This window comes from Cohnella zeiphila (assembly GCF_014212055.1).
GTDB lineage: Bacteria > Bacillota > Bacilli > Paenibacillales > Paenibacillaceae > Cohnella > Cohnella zeiphila.
Genome location: NZ_JACJVO010000032.1, coordinates 132,760 through 149,533 on the forward strand (window position 1 = coordinate 132,760; position 16,774 = coordinate 149,533).

Genomic DNA, 16,774 nt, shown 5'->3' on the forward strand with positions numbered 1-16,774 from the left:
GCTTATGCTTCGCAAATTTTCGGCGAGCGATTCGTTCATGCTCTGGCTGATCGCGCTGCCCGGCGTCCTGTTCTTCCTGGTCTTTAAGTACGTGCCGATGCTCGGCAACGTGATCGCGTTTCAGGATTACAACTTGTTCACCGGCATAGCGTATAGCCCGTGGGTGGGGTTCAAGCATTTTGCGAACATGTTCACCTATGAAGAGTTCTACCACATTTTAACGAACACGCTCCTTCTCAGTCTGTACTCCCTTTTGTTCGGTTTTCCGGCGCCGCTGATCCTGGCTTTATTCTTGAACGAGATTCGCCGCGCCTGGTTCAAGCGCCCGGTGCAGACGCTGCTGTACCTGCCCCATTTTCTCTCGTGGGTGATCGTCGGCAGCATTTTCATCAACTTGCTCTCTTACGACGGATTTCTCAATACCCTGCTCGGCAAGATCGGGGTCCGGACCGTCGATTACTTGACGCAGCCCTCCTACTTCCGGAGCATTCTGGTCGGCATGTCCATCTGGAAGGAGATGGGGTGGGGGATGATCATCTATCTCGCCGCGCTGTCCGGCATCAATCCGAATCTGTATGAGGCGGCCCGGGTGGACGGAGCGGGAAGGTTCCGGCAGATGCGGTCGATTACGCTGCCTTGCCTGGTGCCGACGATCGTGGTGCTGTTCCTGCTGCGGGTAGGCAACGTGCTGGATTCGAATGTCGAGCAAGTGATGGTCATGCTGAATCCGCTCGTCAGCGATGTGGGGGAAGTGATCGATACGTACGTATACCGCGTCGGGCTGCTGGGAGCCCAATTCAGCTATACGACGGCGATCGCCATCTTTAAATCGCTGGTCGGACTGCTGCTCGTCGTCGGATTGAATGGTTTAAGCCGGAGAACGACGGGGGAAAGCATCTATTAATGGGGAAAGGAGAGAGCGGCATGCGGCCATTTCGCTCATTCTCGCTGGCGAACACGGTGCTGTTTACGGTGCTTTGCCTAACGATGATCGCCCCGCTTGTCCATTTGGCCGCGGTATCTCTAAGCGCACCGGTCTACGCGAACGCGAAGCTGGTGACGTTCTGGCCGATGGGATTCCAGTTCGGGGTGTACAAGACCATCGCCGGCATGGGGAATATCTGGAGATCCATGGGCAACAGCATCTACATTACCGTTGTCGGAACGGGGATTGCGCTGGCTTTCACCTCGACGCTGGGCTATTCTCTGTCGCGCCCGAACATGAAGGGAAAACGCTGGGTGCTCCGGGGCATCGTGCTAACCTTCATTTTCTCCGCTCCGCTCGTTCCGAGTTATCTGCTGGTCCGGAGCCTCGGCATGGAGAATACGCTGTGGGCGCTCATGATTCCGAACGCGCTGAATGCTTTTAACGTCATCATCATGAAAACTTTCTTCCAGGGGATCTCCAGCGAGATGTTCGATGCGGGCAAAATCGACGGGTGTTCGGAGTGGGGGATCCTGTGGAGAATCGCGGTCCCGTTGTCCGCGCCGGTCATTGCGACCTTGGCGTTATTCCACATGGTGGGCCAGTGGAATTCCTACTTCAGCGCCCTGATCTACATTCGCGATCGGGATCTGCAGCCGATGCAGGTGCTGCTCCGCAGTTTGATCGTGGAAGAGGAGGCGAACAATATGATTGCCTCTTCGACGGATGTCGCTTCCCTGATGACTCCGGAAATGCTGAAAGCAGGCATCACCCTGTTCGCCACCCTTCCGATCCTCATCGTTTATCCGTTCCTGCAGAAATACTTCGTGAAGGGCGCCATGGTCGGTTCGTTGAAGGAGTAAGCGCGGATACGCAAATCTTTTGAAGAAGTATGACGGTCTGCTGTCATACTTCTTTTTCTATGATGGCCTTAGGCAACAGCCTCAAATTCACTGGCAATCAGAAGGAGACGGAACGAATGAATCATCCGGAACAAATGTTTCATTACAACGCCTGGGCCAACCAAACGATCCTGGAGAGAATCAAGGAACTCCCGCCCTCGGTGCTGCAGCAAGAAGCCAATACTTCTTTTTCCACCATCGGCGAGGCGTTCGCGCATATTTATGCGCTCGACAAATGCTGGCTTCAGATTCTGAGCGGAACCGGTATGCCCGAGGCGCTGGCAGCATGTCTTCCGCTTCAGCAAGAGATGCGGGGGTATTCCGCCGATGAATTCGCGAGTGCCTTCCGCGAGCTCGCCGAGCAATTCCAAGAATGGTTCCGAAGCCAGGACGATCTGGAGCGGACCCTTGTGCTTGAGAATCCGTACGCCGGAACGCGCATCGCCCGATTCTCGGAAATCGTGCTGCAAGTGGTCAACCACGGCAGCTATCACCGGGGCAATATTTCGGCCATGCTGCGCCAGTTAGGCCACGCCTCCGTCATGAACGACTATTCGCTGTATTGGTATCAGGGGCCTGCGGAATCCATGTAATCTTGAGGAAGGGACCGGATTCTGTCATGGAAATGGAGAATCTGCTTGCAGTCCAATCAAGAGGAGATTTGAGGACTTGGCTGGAGCAGAACAGCACCTCTAAAAAATCTTGCTGGGTCGTCGTCAGCTTTACTCCGAACCCGGATACGCTGCTCTATTTGGATGCGGTCGAGGAGGCCTTGTGCTTCGGGTGGATCGACGGAGTCAAAAAGAAAATATCGGAGACGGGGCTGGCGCAGAGGCTGTCCCCCAGAAGCAAAAACAGTTCATGGACGGAACTGAATAAAGAGCGCGTCCGCCGCCTTGAGAAGCTGGGGCTCATGAGAGACGAAGGGAGAAAGGTGCTACCCGATATGGATCCCGATTCTTTTCGAATCGATCCGGTTATCGAGCGGCGGCTGAAAGAAGATAGGCAGGCGCATGAGAATTTCTTGGCCTTTCCGGCTCTCTATCGAAGGGTCCGGATCGACACGATCCAAAGCATCAGGAATCAGCCGGATCTATTCAAGAGCAGACTGGACAAATTGATAACGAACGCAAGAGAAAATAAAATGTACGGCCAATGGCATGACAACGGGCGTCTATTGGATGGTTAAAAGGACGCTGTACTTTTATGAATGCGTTGTCATTCAAAAAACCGTACTCTGCATTCAAAACCGCGCATTTACACCCCGGGTCGCGTCCCTTACGATAGGGCTGAAATCAATCGATTCGGAGGGATGAGCCGATGGACAAAATGAGTTGGTACGATTTTATGACCGAGCAGGACAAGGAGCATGACGCTCTGCTGGGCAAGAAGGAGCTCGCCGGATTCGGCGAGAAGCCGGTGCTGCTGCTGATCGACATCTATTACAGCGTGCTGGGCTTGAAGCGAGAGCCGATCATGGAATCGGTCAAGACCTGGCCGATGAGCACGGGGCTTGAGGGCTGGGAGGCCGTGGACAAGACGGCGGCCGTCCTGGACTCCGCACGCAGGAACGGCATTCCGGTAATTCACGTAAAAGGACTGCATACCGGCGTAAACAGCTGGTCTCGCGGCGGCAAGAAACGTCAGGACTTCTTCAAGCTGCCAGAAGAGATGACGCTGAAGGGAAGAGAGATCGTCGAAGAGGTCAAGCCGCTTCCGGACGAGCTTGTCATCGAGAAGGCGGCAGCAAGCGCGTTTCATGGCACGCCGCTGTTGTTCCAATTGGTCAGCCTTGGCATCGACACGGTGATCTGCTGCGGCGAGACGACCAGCGGTTGCGTGCGAGCCAGCGTCGTAGATGGCGCGACCTTCCGGTTCAAGATGGGGGTCGTCGAGGAGTGCGTGTTTGACCGGACCCAGGCGTCCCATTGGATGAATTTGTACGATATGCATCAGAAATATGCCGATGTCGTCGGCATGGAAGCGGCAATCGAATACTTTGATCGGATCGGCAGCCGAAGCGGACAGACCGTCTCCGCCTAACCATTGCCGGCCGATGAGGGGCGCATCTTTCCGGAGGGGAAGATGCGCTCCTCTTTTTAGCATGCCGCGATGTTCTCCGGCCGAAATGCTTTTGAGTCTTTTGAGTCTTCAGCCCGCTCCCGTAATCGGGCAGCGGGAGGAGGTCTCCGTCAACGAGCGCGGGTTAAGGCGGCTCTCGAAGTGCTTGATGAACAGATAATCCAGGCTGTGCAGTTCGTTCTCCCGGTAGGCGACGAATACTTTGCTGAGCGGAAAGGGGTTATGCTCGATCTCCAGCTGGATCAGATCCCGATTGTTCACCTCCTTCGACATATAGGAGCTCCCGGACAGAAACACCCCGGCATTGCGAAGCAGAAAATGTTTGATCAGCAGCAGATTATTGGTCTCCAGCTTGGGCCGATAGGTCAGGCTGTGCTGCGCAAGCGTGACGTCGATCATATTGCGGTATTGGGTCTCCTTCGGGTAGGTGAGCATCGGCTCGCACAAAATTTCCTCGAGTGTCACCGAACGGCGGTTGGCAAATCGGTGCTGGGGCGAGACGAACAGCATCGTCTCCTCGCTCAGTACGGGGCGATAGATCAAGCCGCTGTCGTTGCTCGTATAGCGGGTAATGCCCAATTGGAAATGCTGGCTCTTCATCAGCCGGACCAGCTCGCTGGAGGGATAGGTGTATACCTTGATTGACACATGCGGATAATCCCCGATGAACGAATCCATCACATCCGGCAAAATATAGGCGGCGAATGCATTGTTGCAGCCGATCGAGAGCTTTCCCGTCGAGCCCTCGCTTACCCGCTCTACCGCTTCCTGGCCTTCCTTAAGCGTGCCCATAATCCGTCTGGCGTAAGGGAGAAAAGCTTTGCCTTCCTCGGTCAGCTTCACCCTGCCTTTGCCGCGAATCAGAAGAGACTTGCCGAGTTCCTTCTCCAGCTGATTGACCCGGTGGGAAACCGTCGGTTGAGGCAGATACAACTGTTCCGCCGCCTTCTTGTAGCTGCCACTCTGATAGACCGCCAGAAAGGTTGAGATTTGCTCCAAATTCATGGTTTCACTCCTCCCTACAACTTTGGTAGGATTTCTAACGCAATTCTAACAAACCTATGAAGCGCCTACAATGTTATCCAGTGGTAAATAAACTGAAAATTCTAAATTGAAAACGAATTCATTGAGAAAATGAATGCTAATATTCAAAACCGCGTATTTACCGCTTATTTTCCTCAAGATATGATGAGAGCAAGTGAATGAGAAGTCATATTCAAGTCATTTAATTGTTATTAAAAATTACATTTAATATGGGAGGTTACGGAATGAAATACGGATGGGAGCCTTATCTGAGCGAACGAGACAAGGAGCATGACAAGCTGTGGGGCAAGAAGGAGCTGTACGGCTTCGGGAACAATCCGGCGCTAGTGCTGATCGACATTTATTACAGCGTGCTCGGACTGAAACGCGAACCGATCTTCGATTCCATGGAGCTCTGGCCGAGCAGCACCGGGTTAGAAGGCTGGGCGGCGGTCGATAAAACCGCCGAGCTTCTGGCCGTTGCCCGCGAGAACGGCATCCCCGTTATCCACGTCAAGGGGCTTCACACCGGCATTCGTCACTGGGGCCGGCGCAGGCGCAAGATGGTGTCGATGTCGGACGAGATGCGTCTGAAGGGCACTCAGATCGTCGACGAGGTCAAGCCGCTTCCAGGCGAATTGATTATCGAAAAGGCAGCTCCAAGCGCTTTCCAAGGCACGCCGCTTACTTACCAGCTGGTCAGCCTTGGCGTCGACACTGTGATCGTGGCGGGAGAAACGACGAGCGGCTGCGTCCGCGCTTCGGTCGTGGACGGGGCGACCCACCGGTTTCGGATGGGCGTCGTCTCCGAATGCGTTTTCGACCGAACGGAAGCCTCCCATTATATGAACCTGTACGATATGCACAATAAATACGCCGACGTCGTATTTCTGGAGGACGCCAAGTCGTACTTCCGGAATATCGGATCGGCCCGTTCCAAACAGACCGTCAACGCGTAAAGTTCCGCGGGATACCGGGGGCTTCGACAAGAGGGGGAGAAACCGTATGGCGAGATCATGGAGACTGCGGATCGGATTCATGCTGGCAGGGCTTCTGCTTCTGCTCGCTGCCTGCTCAAACAGCGGATCGAACTCGGAGGGAAAGAACGCCGGCGCGGCGGCCACGTTGACGCCGACAGCCGCCGCCTCAACAGGCGGGGACACCGCGGCATCTTCCGGTGAAAAGGTACTGAAGGTCCGGTTTTACGATGATCCTGCCGGATTCGATCCCGCAACGATCTTCCGGATCGAGAATGAAAATATAGCATTTAATATCTACAGCGGCTTGACGACCTACGATTCCGAATCGGGCAAAATCATCCCGGACCTGGCGGAATCGTGGGAGACGGACGACAACCGGACCTGGACCTTCCATCTGCGCAAGGGAGTGCAGTGGCAGAAGGGGTACGGCGAGTTCACGTCGGCGGACGTCGTTTACTCTTACAATCGGATCAAGGACCCTGCCGCCGCTTCCCCCTATGCGGCCGAATTCGGCAACATCGCCAGCATCGAAGCGCCTGACGCGTATACGGTCGTCATCAAGCTCAAGACTCCCGACGGCAACTTTCTTCATCAGGTGGCCAACTATCACCAAGGGCAAATCGTGAAGAAGGAGGTAATCGAGAAGTACGGCGATCAGGCGAAGTGGAATCCCGTCGGAACCGGTCCGTTCGAAGTCGAGAAGATCGATCCAAGCTCGGAAATCGTGCTGGTCCGCCACGAGGGCTATTATCAGGGCCCGGCGCCGATCCAAAAAATCATTTTCAGTATCATCAAGGATGAGGCCACGGCTACCATCGCTCTCCAGAACGGCGAAGTCGATGTCGTGATGCGATCCAATGTCGAGGAGAACCTCGATACGCTGGAGAAGGCCGGCTTTAAGATGAACCATGTGGACAATTACGCGGCGTCGCTGAAGGTATTCAATCTGAATAACCCGATTCTCGCCAAGAAGGAGGTTCGGCAGGCTTGGGCGTACGCCGTCGACTTTCAGGCGATCGCGGAAGGCTTGTCGCCCCGTCTTCAGACGGCGGCCAAGAGCATTCTGATGGATTGGATGGAAGGATACAGCGAGAATACCGCACAGTATGCTTATGATCCCGATAAGGCTAAGGAGCTGCTTGCCAAAGCCGGCTACCCGAACGGCTTCACGATCAAGCAGGACGGCTCGTCCGCCAGCGGCGTCACCGAGCAGATGCAGCTCGAGCAGGAATATCTTAAAGCCGTGGGCATTAATCTCGAGTTCGATTTGGTCGATACGCCGACCTACAACCAGAAACGCAACGACGGCGACTTCGAAGTATCCGGACGACTTCTTCCCGCGGTCAATCCGGACACGATTCTGTTCAGCTATCTCCATCCCGACAACATCGCGCCGAAGGGCATGAACGGCGCCCGCTACGACAACCCGGAGCTGACGAAGACACTGGAAGCTGCGCGAGCCGAGACCGACCCTGACAAACGAAGCCAGCTGTACGAGAAGGTGCAACAAATCGTCATGGACGACTTGCCTTACTTGCCGACGTATAACAGCAACGTGTATTGGCCGAGCAAGCCCAACGTAGACGGGATTGTCATCAACAAGCTTGCTCAAGTGAACTTCTATGGCGTCGATATCAAGTAATTCGATCCTGCCGGCCGTCTTCCGCCTTCATCGGCGGCAGGCGGCGCCTTTGGAGGTGATGGAACGTTGCTTAGCTATGCGGGCAAACGATTGGCGCAGTTGATCGTGACGATGTTCGGCGTCGTTACGTTGGTCTTCTTTTCCATCCGGATGATACCGGGGGACGCGGCCTCGGCGATGGCAGGCGAGAACCTATCGGGTGCCGCGCTGGAGGAAATGCGCCAGAAGCTGGGTTTGGACGCGCCGCTTTGGCGGCAATACTCCGATTATTTGCTGAGCGTCGTCCGTTTCGATTTTGGCCATACGATCACGACCTCCCTGCCGATCGCCGAATTGATGCTCAAAGCCCTGCCTCTTACGATGATGATTGCTTGCATGACCGTTCTGATCGCCGTGCTGCTGGCCATACCGCTCGGTACCTTGGCGGCTTTTCTTGCCAACAAGGGCAGGAAGGCGCTGGACAACATCATTACCTGGGCCGCCATGGTTGTCGACCTTATGCCGTCCTTCTGGACCGGTCTTCTGCTGATGCTGTTTCTGTCGCTGAATTTGAAGCTGTTGCCGGCCAGCGGGGACATCTCGTTCGGCGAGCCCGGGTTTATGCTCCAGCGGATCGCCTTGCCGGTTCTCGTGCTGGCCGTCTCCCAAGTGGCTACACTCGCACGCATAACCCGGACCGCCGTGCTGGAGGTGCTGAACGAGGATTATATCCGCACCGCGCGTTCGCTCGGCATGACGGAGATTCTCGTCGTGTTCCGGCATGCACTCAAGAATGCGATGCTGCCGATTATAACCGTGATCGGGCTTAGCTTCGGCCATTTGCTCAGCGGAACGGTTATCGTCGAGTTCATCTTCTCCATCCCGGGCATCGGGACGTTGCTGGTGTACGGCATCAACAGCCGGGATTATCCGCTCGTTCAGAACGTGATTCTGTTTTACGCCTTTATCTTTGTCGTCATCAATTTTATTACAGACATGGTATACAAGAAAGTGGACCCGCGCGTTCAATTCTAGGAAGCGGGGCGCGGGGCCGCTTGCAAGATCAGACTGATTTTTACAGGAGGGGTGAACGTGGAACAAGAAGCGATTGCCGGAGCGGTGCGGCAGCAGGCCTCGACACGGGGATCGAAGCCGCGCATTCCGCTTCCTTTCTTGCGATTCCTGTATGCCAACCGCAGTGCCAGATGGTCCGTAATCATTCTGGTGCCGATTTTGCTGCTGACTTTTCTCGCGCCCATGCTGCCGCTGCAATCGCCGTTGGAGTCGAACATAAGAGCCAGTATGAGCTCTCCGTCCTTCAGCCATTTCTTCGGCACTGACAAGCTCGGACGGGATATCTTCAGCCGCACGCTGGCCGGGATCAAGGTCTCTCTGTTCGTCGGCTTCAGCGTCGCGCTGATCGCGCTTATCGTCGGTACGGCGGTCGGCACGGTTTCCGGCTTTTTCGGCAAAGCGGTTGACCGGATCATCATGGGCATCGTCGACATCTTTCTGGCGTTTCCGTCCCTGCTGTTGGCGATCGGGCTCGTCGCCATTATGGGCGCGGGCACGTTGCCGGTCATCTGCGCCATCGCGATGGCCGATATTCCGCGATTCATTCGGCTGCAGCGTTCCTTGGTGCTCGGACTCAAATCGAGAACGTTTATCGATGCCGCTCGCACCGTACAGGCGCCGCAGTTGTGGCTGATGTCCCGGCATATCGTGCCGAATACGATCGCGCCGCTTTTAGTAGCCGCCAGCATCGCCGCGGCCAACGCCATCCTGATCGAAGCCAGCCTCAGCTTTCTGGGCCTCGGCATTCTGCCTCCCGAGCCGTCGCTGGGCAACATCATCAAGGACGGGCAAATGTATCTCCAGAAGGCATGGTGGATCTCGACCCTACCCGGAGGCGTCATTCTGCTGATTGCCATATCGCTTCATTTTCTATCCGACGGTATCCGCGAGGCGCTCGACCCGCGGGCCCGGAAGTAACGCAAAGGGGCTGACAGTTATGGACATCGCGACGACGGCCGCTTGGAAAAGCGATAAGAGGGAAGCCGTGAAGGAACCTTTGTTGCAGGTTCGGGATCTGCATACGCATTTTTTTACCGATTCGGGTACCGTCAGGGCGGTGAACGGGGTCAGCTTCAATCTGGAACGGGGGGAGAGGCTGGCGATTGTCGGAGAGAGCGGCTCCGGCAAGAGCGCCATGGCCATGTCTCTGATTCAGCTGATCGCTTATCCGGGAAAGCTGGTATCCGGCAGCGTCAAGCTGGATGGCAGAGAAATGGTCGGCATGAGCGAGTCCGAGTTGAACAAGCTCAGAGGCGGCTCGATTGGAACCGTGTTCCAGGATCCGATATCCTCTCTGGATCCGGTCATGCTGATCGAGGACCAGATGGTCAAGCCGATCCGCATGCATCTGAAGCTCGGGGCGAAAGAGGCTCGCAGGCATGCTGTGAATCTTCTGGAGCGGGTCGGTATTCCCGACGCGGAACGCCGGATCTCTTCGTATCCTTTCGAAATGAGCGGAGGGATGCGGCAGCGGATCATGATTGCCATGGCGCTTTCCTGCAAGCCGAAGCTGATTCTGGCCGACGAGCCGACCACCGCGCTGGATGTGACTATACAGGCTCAGATCGTTGAACTGCTGAAAAATTTAACCGAGACAACAGGCAGCGCCATGATGTTCATTACCCACGATTTGGGGCTTGTCGCCCGATTCGCCCAGAAGGTCGCCGTCATGTATGCCGGCAAAATCGTGGAGTTCGGAACGGTCGACGAAATCTTTGACACTCCGAGCCATCCTTATACGCAAAGTTTGCTGATGACCATCCCCGGCGTCAGCGACGGGCAACGGCGCCGCTTGCTGCAGATCAAGGGCTTCCCGCCGGATATGAAGAAGCCGGTCGTCGGTTGCGCCTATAAGGATCGCTGTCCCGCGGCGTCCGAGCGATGCCGTCTCGATCCGCCGGAGTTGGCGGAACGGGAAGGCGGGCATCTGGCGGCTTGCTGGCTGGAGAACGGACTGAGATCCGGAGACGGAGGCAGCATAGAAGCCATGCTCGGCGAAGAGAGGAACGAGCCTTTCGCTTCCGCCGGGAGCGGGGCGGCTAACGGCCGAGACGGCGGACGGGAGCCGTCGGCAGGCGAAGCGGCCGACGTCGTGCTGCGCATAACCGATTTGCGCAAATCTTTTCGGAAGGCGTCGATGCTTCCTTGGAAGAAGGCGACGGAAATCCGCGCGGTGAGCGGCATCAGCTTTACGTTAAAGCGCGGTGAAACGATCGGGATCGTGGGGGAGAGCGGCTGCGGCAAGAGCACGACGGCGCGCATGCTGCTCAAGCTGGAGGAGCCGACCGGAGGCCGGATCGAGATGAACGGCAATACACAGATTGTCTTTCAGGACCCGTATTCTTCCTTCAACCCGAAGATGAAGATCGCCGATATTATCGCGGAGCCTCTCCATGTGCGAAGGATCGGAACCCGGGAGGAAAGGAAGGAGCGAGTTCGGGAGCTGATCCAGAAGGTGGGGCTCGATATCGCGTATCTGGATCGTTATCCGAGCCAGTTGAGCGGCGGTCAGCGGCAGCGCGTAGGCGTAGCCCGGGCGTTGGCCCTTAACCCGACGGTCGTTGTCGCCGATGAGCCGACCTCCGCGCTGGACGTGTCCGTCCGCGCGCAGATCATCAATCTGCTTTGCGACCTGAAGGAGGAGCTCGGTCTCAGCTTTGTCTTCATCTCCCACGACTTGTCGACCGTCCGTCATATTTCCGATACGATCGCCGTCATGTATCTGGGAGAAATCGTCGAGTACGGTCCGGCGGAGGAGATCTTCGTCCATCCGGCTCATCCATATACGAAGGCGCTGATCGAAGCCGTTCCAGTGCCGGATCCAAAGATCGAGGCGGCCAAGAAGCTGTCGTTGCTGAAAGGGGAGCTGCCTAGCCCGGCGCATCCGCCTTCCGGATGCGCCTTTAGCTCGCGCTGCCCGTTAGCGACGCCGGTCTGTACGGAGAAGAAGCCGGCGCTGCAACCATATCTCGACCGTCGGGAGGTCGCTTGTCATGCCGTCTCCTGATTTTTACCGGAAATTCGGAATTTACGGAGGCGGCTTGTTCTTTACCATCACCGGCATGGCGCAGCCTTTCTTTACGCTGTACGCTCAGGAGATCGGAGCATCGACGGCCGCGATCGGCTTCATGGTGACGCTGCGCTCCCTCCTGCCGATCTTTATCGCCATGCCTGTCGGACAGCTGATCGACTCGATCGGGCCGGTCCGAATGCTGAAGTACGGCTCCGTGGCGCTGGTGCTGTCATTGTTCATCAATATGAGCGCCACCGGGCTGTGGATGCTGTCTTTGTCGCAAATTCTGATGGGAGCCTGCATTATCGTCATGTCGTCCGCCTTCCAGGTGCTCGTATCCGACGGAGAGAAAGAGAAACGCAACGAGAACATCAAGAAATACTCGATGTGGATGTCGGGCGGAGGGATGCTCGGGCCGCTGATCGGCGGCGGCATCACCTCCTTGTTCTCCGATGCGCTGCTCGGCTATAAAGTGTCCTTCGGGATTGCGGGCGCTGCTTCGCTGCTGTTCTTTCTTCTCCTTCTGACGGTGGCGGGAGGCTATCGGCCCGAAATCTTCGAGGGGGCCGTCAAGCCCAAGGAAATATTCAAGCCCAAAGGCATTCTTGACAGCTATGCAACCGGCCTTCAACTGCTCCGGATTCGGTCCGTACAGTTCGGCATGGTCGGTACCTTCCTCATCATGTACATCCAGGCTCTCTATATGAGCTTTATGCCGCTGTATTTGGCCGAGCTCGGTTACTCCACCTTCCTGATTTCGGTAATCGTATCCATCAAAGGGCTGGCCGGCATGATCTCCCGTTACGGGCTTAACTGGCTCATGAATCGGACGCATATGGAGCGGATTCTCACGATGGCGGGGCTGGTCGCCTCCATCTGCGTGGTCTTTACGCCGCTCGCCGGAATTCATGCTGCGCTTGCCATCCTGCTGGCGCTGACAATGGGCGCGGCGGTCGGCATTAACTTGCCGGTGAGCATCATGATCGTCGTCAATGATACAAAGGATTCGGACCGCGGAAAATTGATGGGCCTTCGATTGATCATGAACCGCTTCTCTCAGATTTTGAGCCCCGCGATGTTCGGCCTGCTCGGTCAATGGTTCGGCCTGACGCTGGCTTTCTATACCGGCGGGGGCTTCCTGGTGGCGGTGATGCTTGGCTTCTCCGCCTTTACCTCGATGAGATGGAAGCTGCGGACGCATGGCGAAACAGCCAATGAAGGAAAGGCCGGCGTCAATGGAATCTCTCCTTCTTCGGGAACCGAAGAGGCGAAGCCGTTAAGAGGCTGATTGCGGGGCGGGAAGGCTTGGCGTTACGGAAATCGAATGGGGGGCTTCAATATTCGTTCCCGGGTGACTCCGAAACGCTTCGTCTCGTGAACCGGTGGGTTGGCTTGGAGCGCCGGTGCTGCCCGTTTTTAACCTTTACGGTTATCTCGACCGGCGGAAATGAACAGATGATTCTTCGATTGACGGGGAGCGAAGAAGCCAAGGCGTTTCTGCTTCGCGAGCTGCGGATGAACATCGATCGAATCGGCTATTAGAAAGCAGGCACATATGCTCCTACCACTTCGACCTTCACTTCGTCGTTCACTTTGATATATTTAACGTCGATGCGCTTGCCTTCCTGAAATTGCGGAATGCGAATGATCGGAATGGCCGTGCGGACGACCGTGCGCCAGGAGAGTCCTTCGGCGTCGGTCACGATCAGCTCCATTCGCACGACCGGCTGTTCGCCGATGGTCGCGTTCGTCTGCTCGATCGCATCGATTACGGCGGTGGCGGGCATGCCGTCCGTCAGAATGGACTTTTTCTCGCGAAGCTCGGCTCGGTGTCGGCGAACGGGGGCAGTGGACCGGATAAGCGTTAGGATAGTGGAGACGGCCAAGGCGGCCACGATCAGGATAATCCAGACGGCGGTCATGTCGAATCGCTCCTTTGGCGGTAATGGAACCCGGCGCGGCGTTCTGGGAGCGGCAGGCAAACATCGGGGTCAAGCGCGCCGTATTTCGGTTCTCTTCCCATTGTATCGGATCGATCTCTGACAGACCACCCTCCTGCACGATATAATGAAGAAGCGAGGCAAGACATCCTCCGTATCCGAATTGGCGAGGTGATTTGCGATGCTTAACCCGAACGGGATGAGCGGTAAGAACATAAGCGCGAGCATGAACAGCTCCCGCGCCAAAACGCTGGGCGATTATCTGAAGTCCCGCCGGGCCCGGCTGCAGCCGGAACAAGCGGGACTAAGAAGGTCGCCCGGGCAGCGCCGAACGCCAGGACTTCGGCGGGAAGAGGTTGCGATTTTGGCCGGCGTTAGCGCGACCTATTATGCGTGGCTGGAGCAGGGGCGGGAAGTTGCCGTGTCCCGGGAAGTGATCGAAAGCATCGGCAAGGCGCTTCGGCTCAACCGGGACGAGCATATGCATCTTCTCGAGCTGTGGAATGCCAACGAGCCTGAGACGGCGACGACGATCACGACGGAAGTAAAGCCTCAATGGAGAGAGATCGTCGATCAGATGGCTTTTCCTTGTTTTATCAGCAACGACCGGTCCGAGCTGCTGGCCTGGAACCGCTCGGCCGACGGGCTTATTGCGGATTTCTCGTCGTGGCCGCGGGAGCGGCGGAATATGATGTCCATGCTGTTCACCGATCCGAAGCTGCGGAGCCGTCTCCTCAACTGGGAAGAGATGGCGGCGCATTCGGTCGCTATGTTCCGAACCTCTTACGACAAATACGCGCATGATCCGTGGTTCGCGCAGTTCGTTGCCGGGCTCTCCCGGGAGAGCGCCGAATTCGCGGCCCTGTGGAAGCTGCATCGCGTGGAGGTTAAGAAGGTGACCCGGGTCTTCTACGAGGTGCCCGGCAGGAAGCAAGCACTTGCCTTTGATATCAATTCGTTGGCGTTTACGACGGATCATCCCGATCTGCATCTATGCATTTATTCCCCGGTGTCGGACTAAGCTGCGAGCCTGGTACTGCCGTTACTAGGAAGAGCGTACTGTGGCTGCTCCCGGAATCGCGGTTTAGAATAGGATCGTGGTTAGACGATTCCGATTCGAAATTGCGAAAGCGAGGGAACGACGATGGGAAAAGGGATAGAACGACGTAAATTGGGCGGACTTGGGCTTGAAGTGTCGGCCCTTGGACTCGGCACGATGATGATGCCTGACAATGAAGAATCGGTGCGCACCATTCACGGCGCGCTTGAACTTGGCGTTACGATGTTCGATACGGCGGATATTTATGGCGGCGGATTTATGGCGGGAAGATTCGGCGACAACGAACGGCTGGTCGGGCGCGCCCTGAAGGGACGCCGGGACAAAGCCGTCATTGCGACCAAGTTCGGCATCGTCACGCCGGATCTGAGAGCGCACGGACACCCGGCGTATGTCAAAAAATCGGTGGATGCCAGCCTTCTTCAGCTGGGAATCGATTATATCGACCTTTATTATCAGCACCGGATCGATCCGAATACGCCGATCGAGGAGACGGTCGGCGCCATGGCGGAACTCGTTCAGGCAGGCAAAATCCGGTATATCGGCCTGTCGGAGGCTGCGCCCGAGCAAATTCGCCGTGCTCATTCGGTTCATCCGCTTACCGCGGTGGAAACGGAGTATCCCCTTTGGAGCCGCGAAGTGGAGGACGAGGTGCTGCCCGTTCTGAAGGAGCTCGGCATCGGCTTTGTTCCGTACAGCCCTCTCGGCCGCGGCTTCCTGAGCGGGCAGATTCGGACCTTCGACGATCTGCCCGCGGACGATTACCGCCGCTATTATCCCCGGTTCCAGGGCGAGAACTTCGTCAAAAATCTGGAGGTCGTCTCCCTGATCGAAAAGTTCGCCGCCCGCAAAGGCTGCACGCCGTCGCAGCTGGCTCTCGCCTGGCTGCTCGCGCAGGGCGAGCAGATCGTGCCGATCCCCGGAACGAAGCGGCTGGATCGGGTTCGCGAAAATCTCGGCGCACTGGACGTGACGCTCTCCGCGGAGGAGCTTGCGGAGATCGAACGGATCTCGCCGAAAGGGATCGCGGCGGGCGAGCGATACCCGACTTTTCTGCAATCTTGATGCCGGTGAAACGAATAAGCCGCTCCGCAAGTCTGGTTAGACTTGCGGAGCGGCTTTATGGCGCGCGATCCTCTCACCCCTGAAGAGAGGTCTCCGCCTCCTGCATGCGGGAAGCGTCGAGCATCCGATAGATTCTGGCGCCCGTAACGGGAGTCCGTGCGGCGAGCGCGATCGTGCGCCGCAGATGCTCCTCCTGCAGCGGAACGACATGCAGGCCGAGCCGTTCGGCCTGATAGCCGAACAGCCGGGGGAGCACCGTAATGTCGGTGCCCATCGCCATGATGCCGAGCATGTAATCGTTGTTGTCGAGCTCCATGCGGGTATGCGGAACGAAGCCGTACCGCGCGGCTGCCGTTACGAACCGCTTGCACGAATCGCAGTGGTTGACGAAGACGAACGTCTCATCCTTCAGTTCTTCCGTGCGAAGCGCGCGGCGCCGCCGAAAACGATGCCGCGGCGGCAAGATGACCACGTAATCCTCCGCGAACAGCTCTCTGCTCCACAGCCGTCCCCCCGCGTATTCCGCGTCGATCAGAACGGCGTCGAACGTTCCTTCCAGCAGCGCGGCCGCAAGCTCCTCCGACGTGCCCCGCACGTTGACGGAGAGAGGATATCCGGCGGCATTGTAATCGCGCAGCCGGCCCGGCAGCACTTGCGCCGCCACGCTCGGCAGGCTGCCGAGGGTGAAGCGCGGCCGCTCCGCGAGCGAGCGCATCTCGTCGCCGACCGCGTCGATCGCCTCGACGACGGGAGCGATTCGCTCCAGGAACAGCCGTCCCGCCGCCGTCAGCTCGACGCCGGCCGATCCCCTCCGGAACAGCTCCATGCCGTAAACAAGCTCCAGATTCCGAATATGCTTGCTGATCGCCGGTTGGGTCAGGTTCAGGCTTTCGGCCGCTTTGGACAGGCTTTTCCGCTTAACCGTCTCCGTGAAGCTCTTGAACCATTCCACCTGCATGCCGTACCCTCCCATAACGAATCGTTATACCCCTCCAACAAAAGGGAACTTCCGAAGATGCGCCTCATGCGCTAATGTAATTGTACCATTATAACATAGAACGCCGTCCTCGAATGACGGCGCAAAGGAGTGGC

The 16,774-nt window shown here is 57.1% G+C and carries 17 protein-coding genes; 14 read left to right on the forward strand and 3 right to left on the reverse strand.

Features of this window, described 5'->3' with window-relative positions; all coding sequences use genetic code 11:
• Positions 1-4 precede the first annotated feature (4 nt).
• From H7C18_RS24660 to H7C18_RS24680, 5 genes are all read left to right on the forward strand, one after another.
• The gene (locus H7C18_RS24660; RefSeq protein ID WP_185131772.1) at positions 5-904 is read left to right on the forward strand and encodes an ABC transporter permease; all 900 of its coding nucleotides are present in this window, start codon (positions 5-7) and stop codon (positions 902-904) included.
• Between the two features lie 20 nt (positions 905-924).
• Entirely contained in the window at positions 925-1,788 is an 864-nt protein-coding gene (locus H7C18_RS24665; RefSeq protein ID WP_185131773.1) for a carbohydrate ABC transporter permease, read from the forward strand.
• Positions 1,789-1,904: 116 nt separating this feature from the next.
• A complete protein-coding gene (locus H7C18_RS24670) occupies positions 1,905-2,420 on the forward strand; it encodes a DinB family protein (protein WP_185131774.1) in 516 nt (171 codons plus the stop codon).
• A 26-nt stretch (positions 2,421-2,446) separates the two neighbouring features.
• A complete protein-coding gene (locus H7C18_RS24675) occupies positions 2,447-3,016 on the forward strand; it encodes a YdeI/OmpD-associated family protein (protein WP_185131775.1) in 570 nt (189 codons plus the stop codon).
• A 131-nt stretch (positions 3,017-3,147) separates the two neighbouring features.
• The gene (locus tag H7C18_RS24680; protein ID WP_185131776.1) at positions 3,148-3,870 is read left to right on the forward strand and encodes an isochorismatase family protein; all 723 of its coding nucleotides are present in this window, start codon (positions 3,148-3,150) and stop codon (positions 3,868-3,870) included.
• Positions 3,871-3,978: 108 nt separating this feature from the next.
• On the opposite strand, the gene H7C18_RS24685 is transcribed toward H7C18_RS24680, so the two are convergent.
• Positions 3,979-4,914 (reverse strand): LysR family transcriptional regulator, encoded by a 936-nt coding sequence (locus tag H7C18_RS24685; protein ID WP_185131777.1) that lies wholly within the window; start codon positions 4,912-4,914, stop codon positions 3,979-3,981.
• A gap of 263 nt (positions 4,915-5,177) precedes the next feature.
• Between H7C18_RS24685 and H7C18_RS24690 the strand changes: the two genes are divergently transcribed.
• The 7 genes from H7C18_RS24690 (at position 5,178) to H7C18_RS24720 (ending at position 13,162) form a co-directional block, all read left to right on the forward strand.
• A complete protein-coding gene (locus tag H7C18_RS24690) occupies positions 5,178-5,891 on the forward strand; it encodes an isochorismatase family protein (RefSeq protein ID WP_185131778.1) in 714 nt (237 codons plus the stop codon).
• A 46-nt stretch (positions 5,892-5,937) separates the two neighbouring features.
• Positions 5,938-7,554 carry an ABC transporter substrate-binding protein gene (locus tag H7C18_RS24695; RefSeq protein ID WP_185131779.1) on the forward strand — a complete coding sequence of 539 codons (1,617 nt, stop codon included), beginning with the start codon at positions 5,938-5,940 and terminating at the stop codon, positions 7,552-7,554.
• A 66-nt stretch (positions 7,555-7,620) separates the two neighbouring features.
• On the forward strand, positions 7,621-8,568 hold the full coding sequence (locus tag H7C18_RS24700; RefSeq protein ID WP_185131780.1) for an ABC transporter permease: 948 nt from the start codon (positions 7,621-7,623) through the stop codon (positions 8,566-8,568).
• Between the two features lie 57 nt (positions 8,569-8,625).
• The gene (locus H7C18_RS35305; RefSeq protein WP_185131781.1) at positions 8,626-9,525 is read left to right on the forward strand and encodes an ABC transporter permease subunit; all 900 of its coding nucleotides are present in this window, start codon (positions 8,626-8,628) and stop codon (positions 9,523-9,525) included.
• A gap of 67 nt (positions 9,526-9,592) precedes the next feature.
• Positions 9,593-11,614: a dipeptide ABC transporter ATP-binding protein gene (locus tag H7C18_RS35605; RefSeq protein ID WP_185131782.1), complete on the forward strand. Its 2,022-nt coding sequence runs from the start codon at positions 9,593-9,595 to the stop codon at positions 11,612-11,614.
• Entirely contained in the window at positions 11,601-12,908 is a 1,308-nt protein-coding gene (locus tag H7C18_RS24715; protein ID WP_185131783.1) for an MFS transporter, read from the forward strand. Before H7C18_RS35605 ends, H7C18_RS24715 begins: the two co-directional genes overlap by 14 nt.
• Positions 12,909-12,925: 17 nt before the next feature.
• The gene (locus tag H7C18_RS24720; RefSeq protein WP_238357935.1) at positions 12,926-13,162 is read left to right on the forward strand and encodes a hypothetical protein; all 237 of its coding nucleotides are present in this window, start codon (positions 12,926-12,928) and stop codon (positions 13,160-13,162) included.
• On the opposite strand, the gene H7C18_RS24725 is transcribed toward H7C18_RS24720, so the two are convergent.
• Entirely contained in the window at positions 13,159-13,542 is a 384-nt protein-coding gene (locus tag H7C18_RS24725; RefSeq protein WP_185131784.1) for a hypothetical protein, read from the reverse strand. The two genes, H7C18_RS24720 and H7C18_RS24725, sit on opposite strands and share 4 nt — an antisense overlap.
• Before the next feature lie 199 nt (positions 13,543-13,741).
• Between H7C18_RS24725 and H7C18_RS24730 the strand changes: the two genes are divergently transcribed.
• Positions 13,742-14,581 carry a helix-turn-helix transcriptional regulator gene (locus H7C18_RS24730; protein ID WP_238357936.1) on the forward strand — a complete coding sequence of 280 codons (840 nt, stop codon included), beginning with the start codon at positions 13,742-13,744 and terminating at the stop codon, positions 14,579-14,581.
• 135 nt (positions 14,582-14,716) lie between these two features.
• The gene (locus tag H7C18_RS24735) at positions 14,717-15,682 is read left to right on the forward strand and encodes an aldo/keto reductase (protein ID WP_185132006.1); all 966 of its coding nucleotides are present in this window, start codon (positions 14,717-14,719) and stop codon (positions 15,680-15,682) included.
• 73 nt (positions 15,683-15,755) lie between these two features.
• On the opposite strand, the gene H7C18_RS24740 is transcribed toward H7C18_RS24735, so the two are convergent.
• On the reverse strand, positions 15,756-16,640 hold the full coding sequence (locus H7C18_RS24740; RefSeq protein WP_185131785.1) for a LysR family transcriptional regulator: 885 nt from the start codon (positions 16,638-16,640) through the stop codon (positions 15,756-15,758).
• Positions 16,641-16,774: the final 134 nt, after the last annotated feature.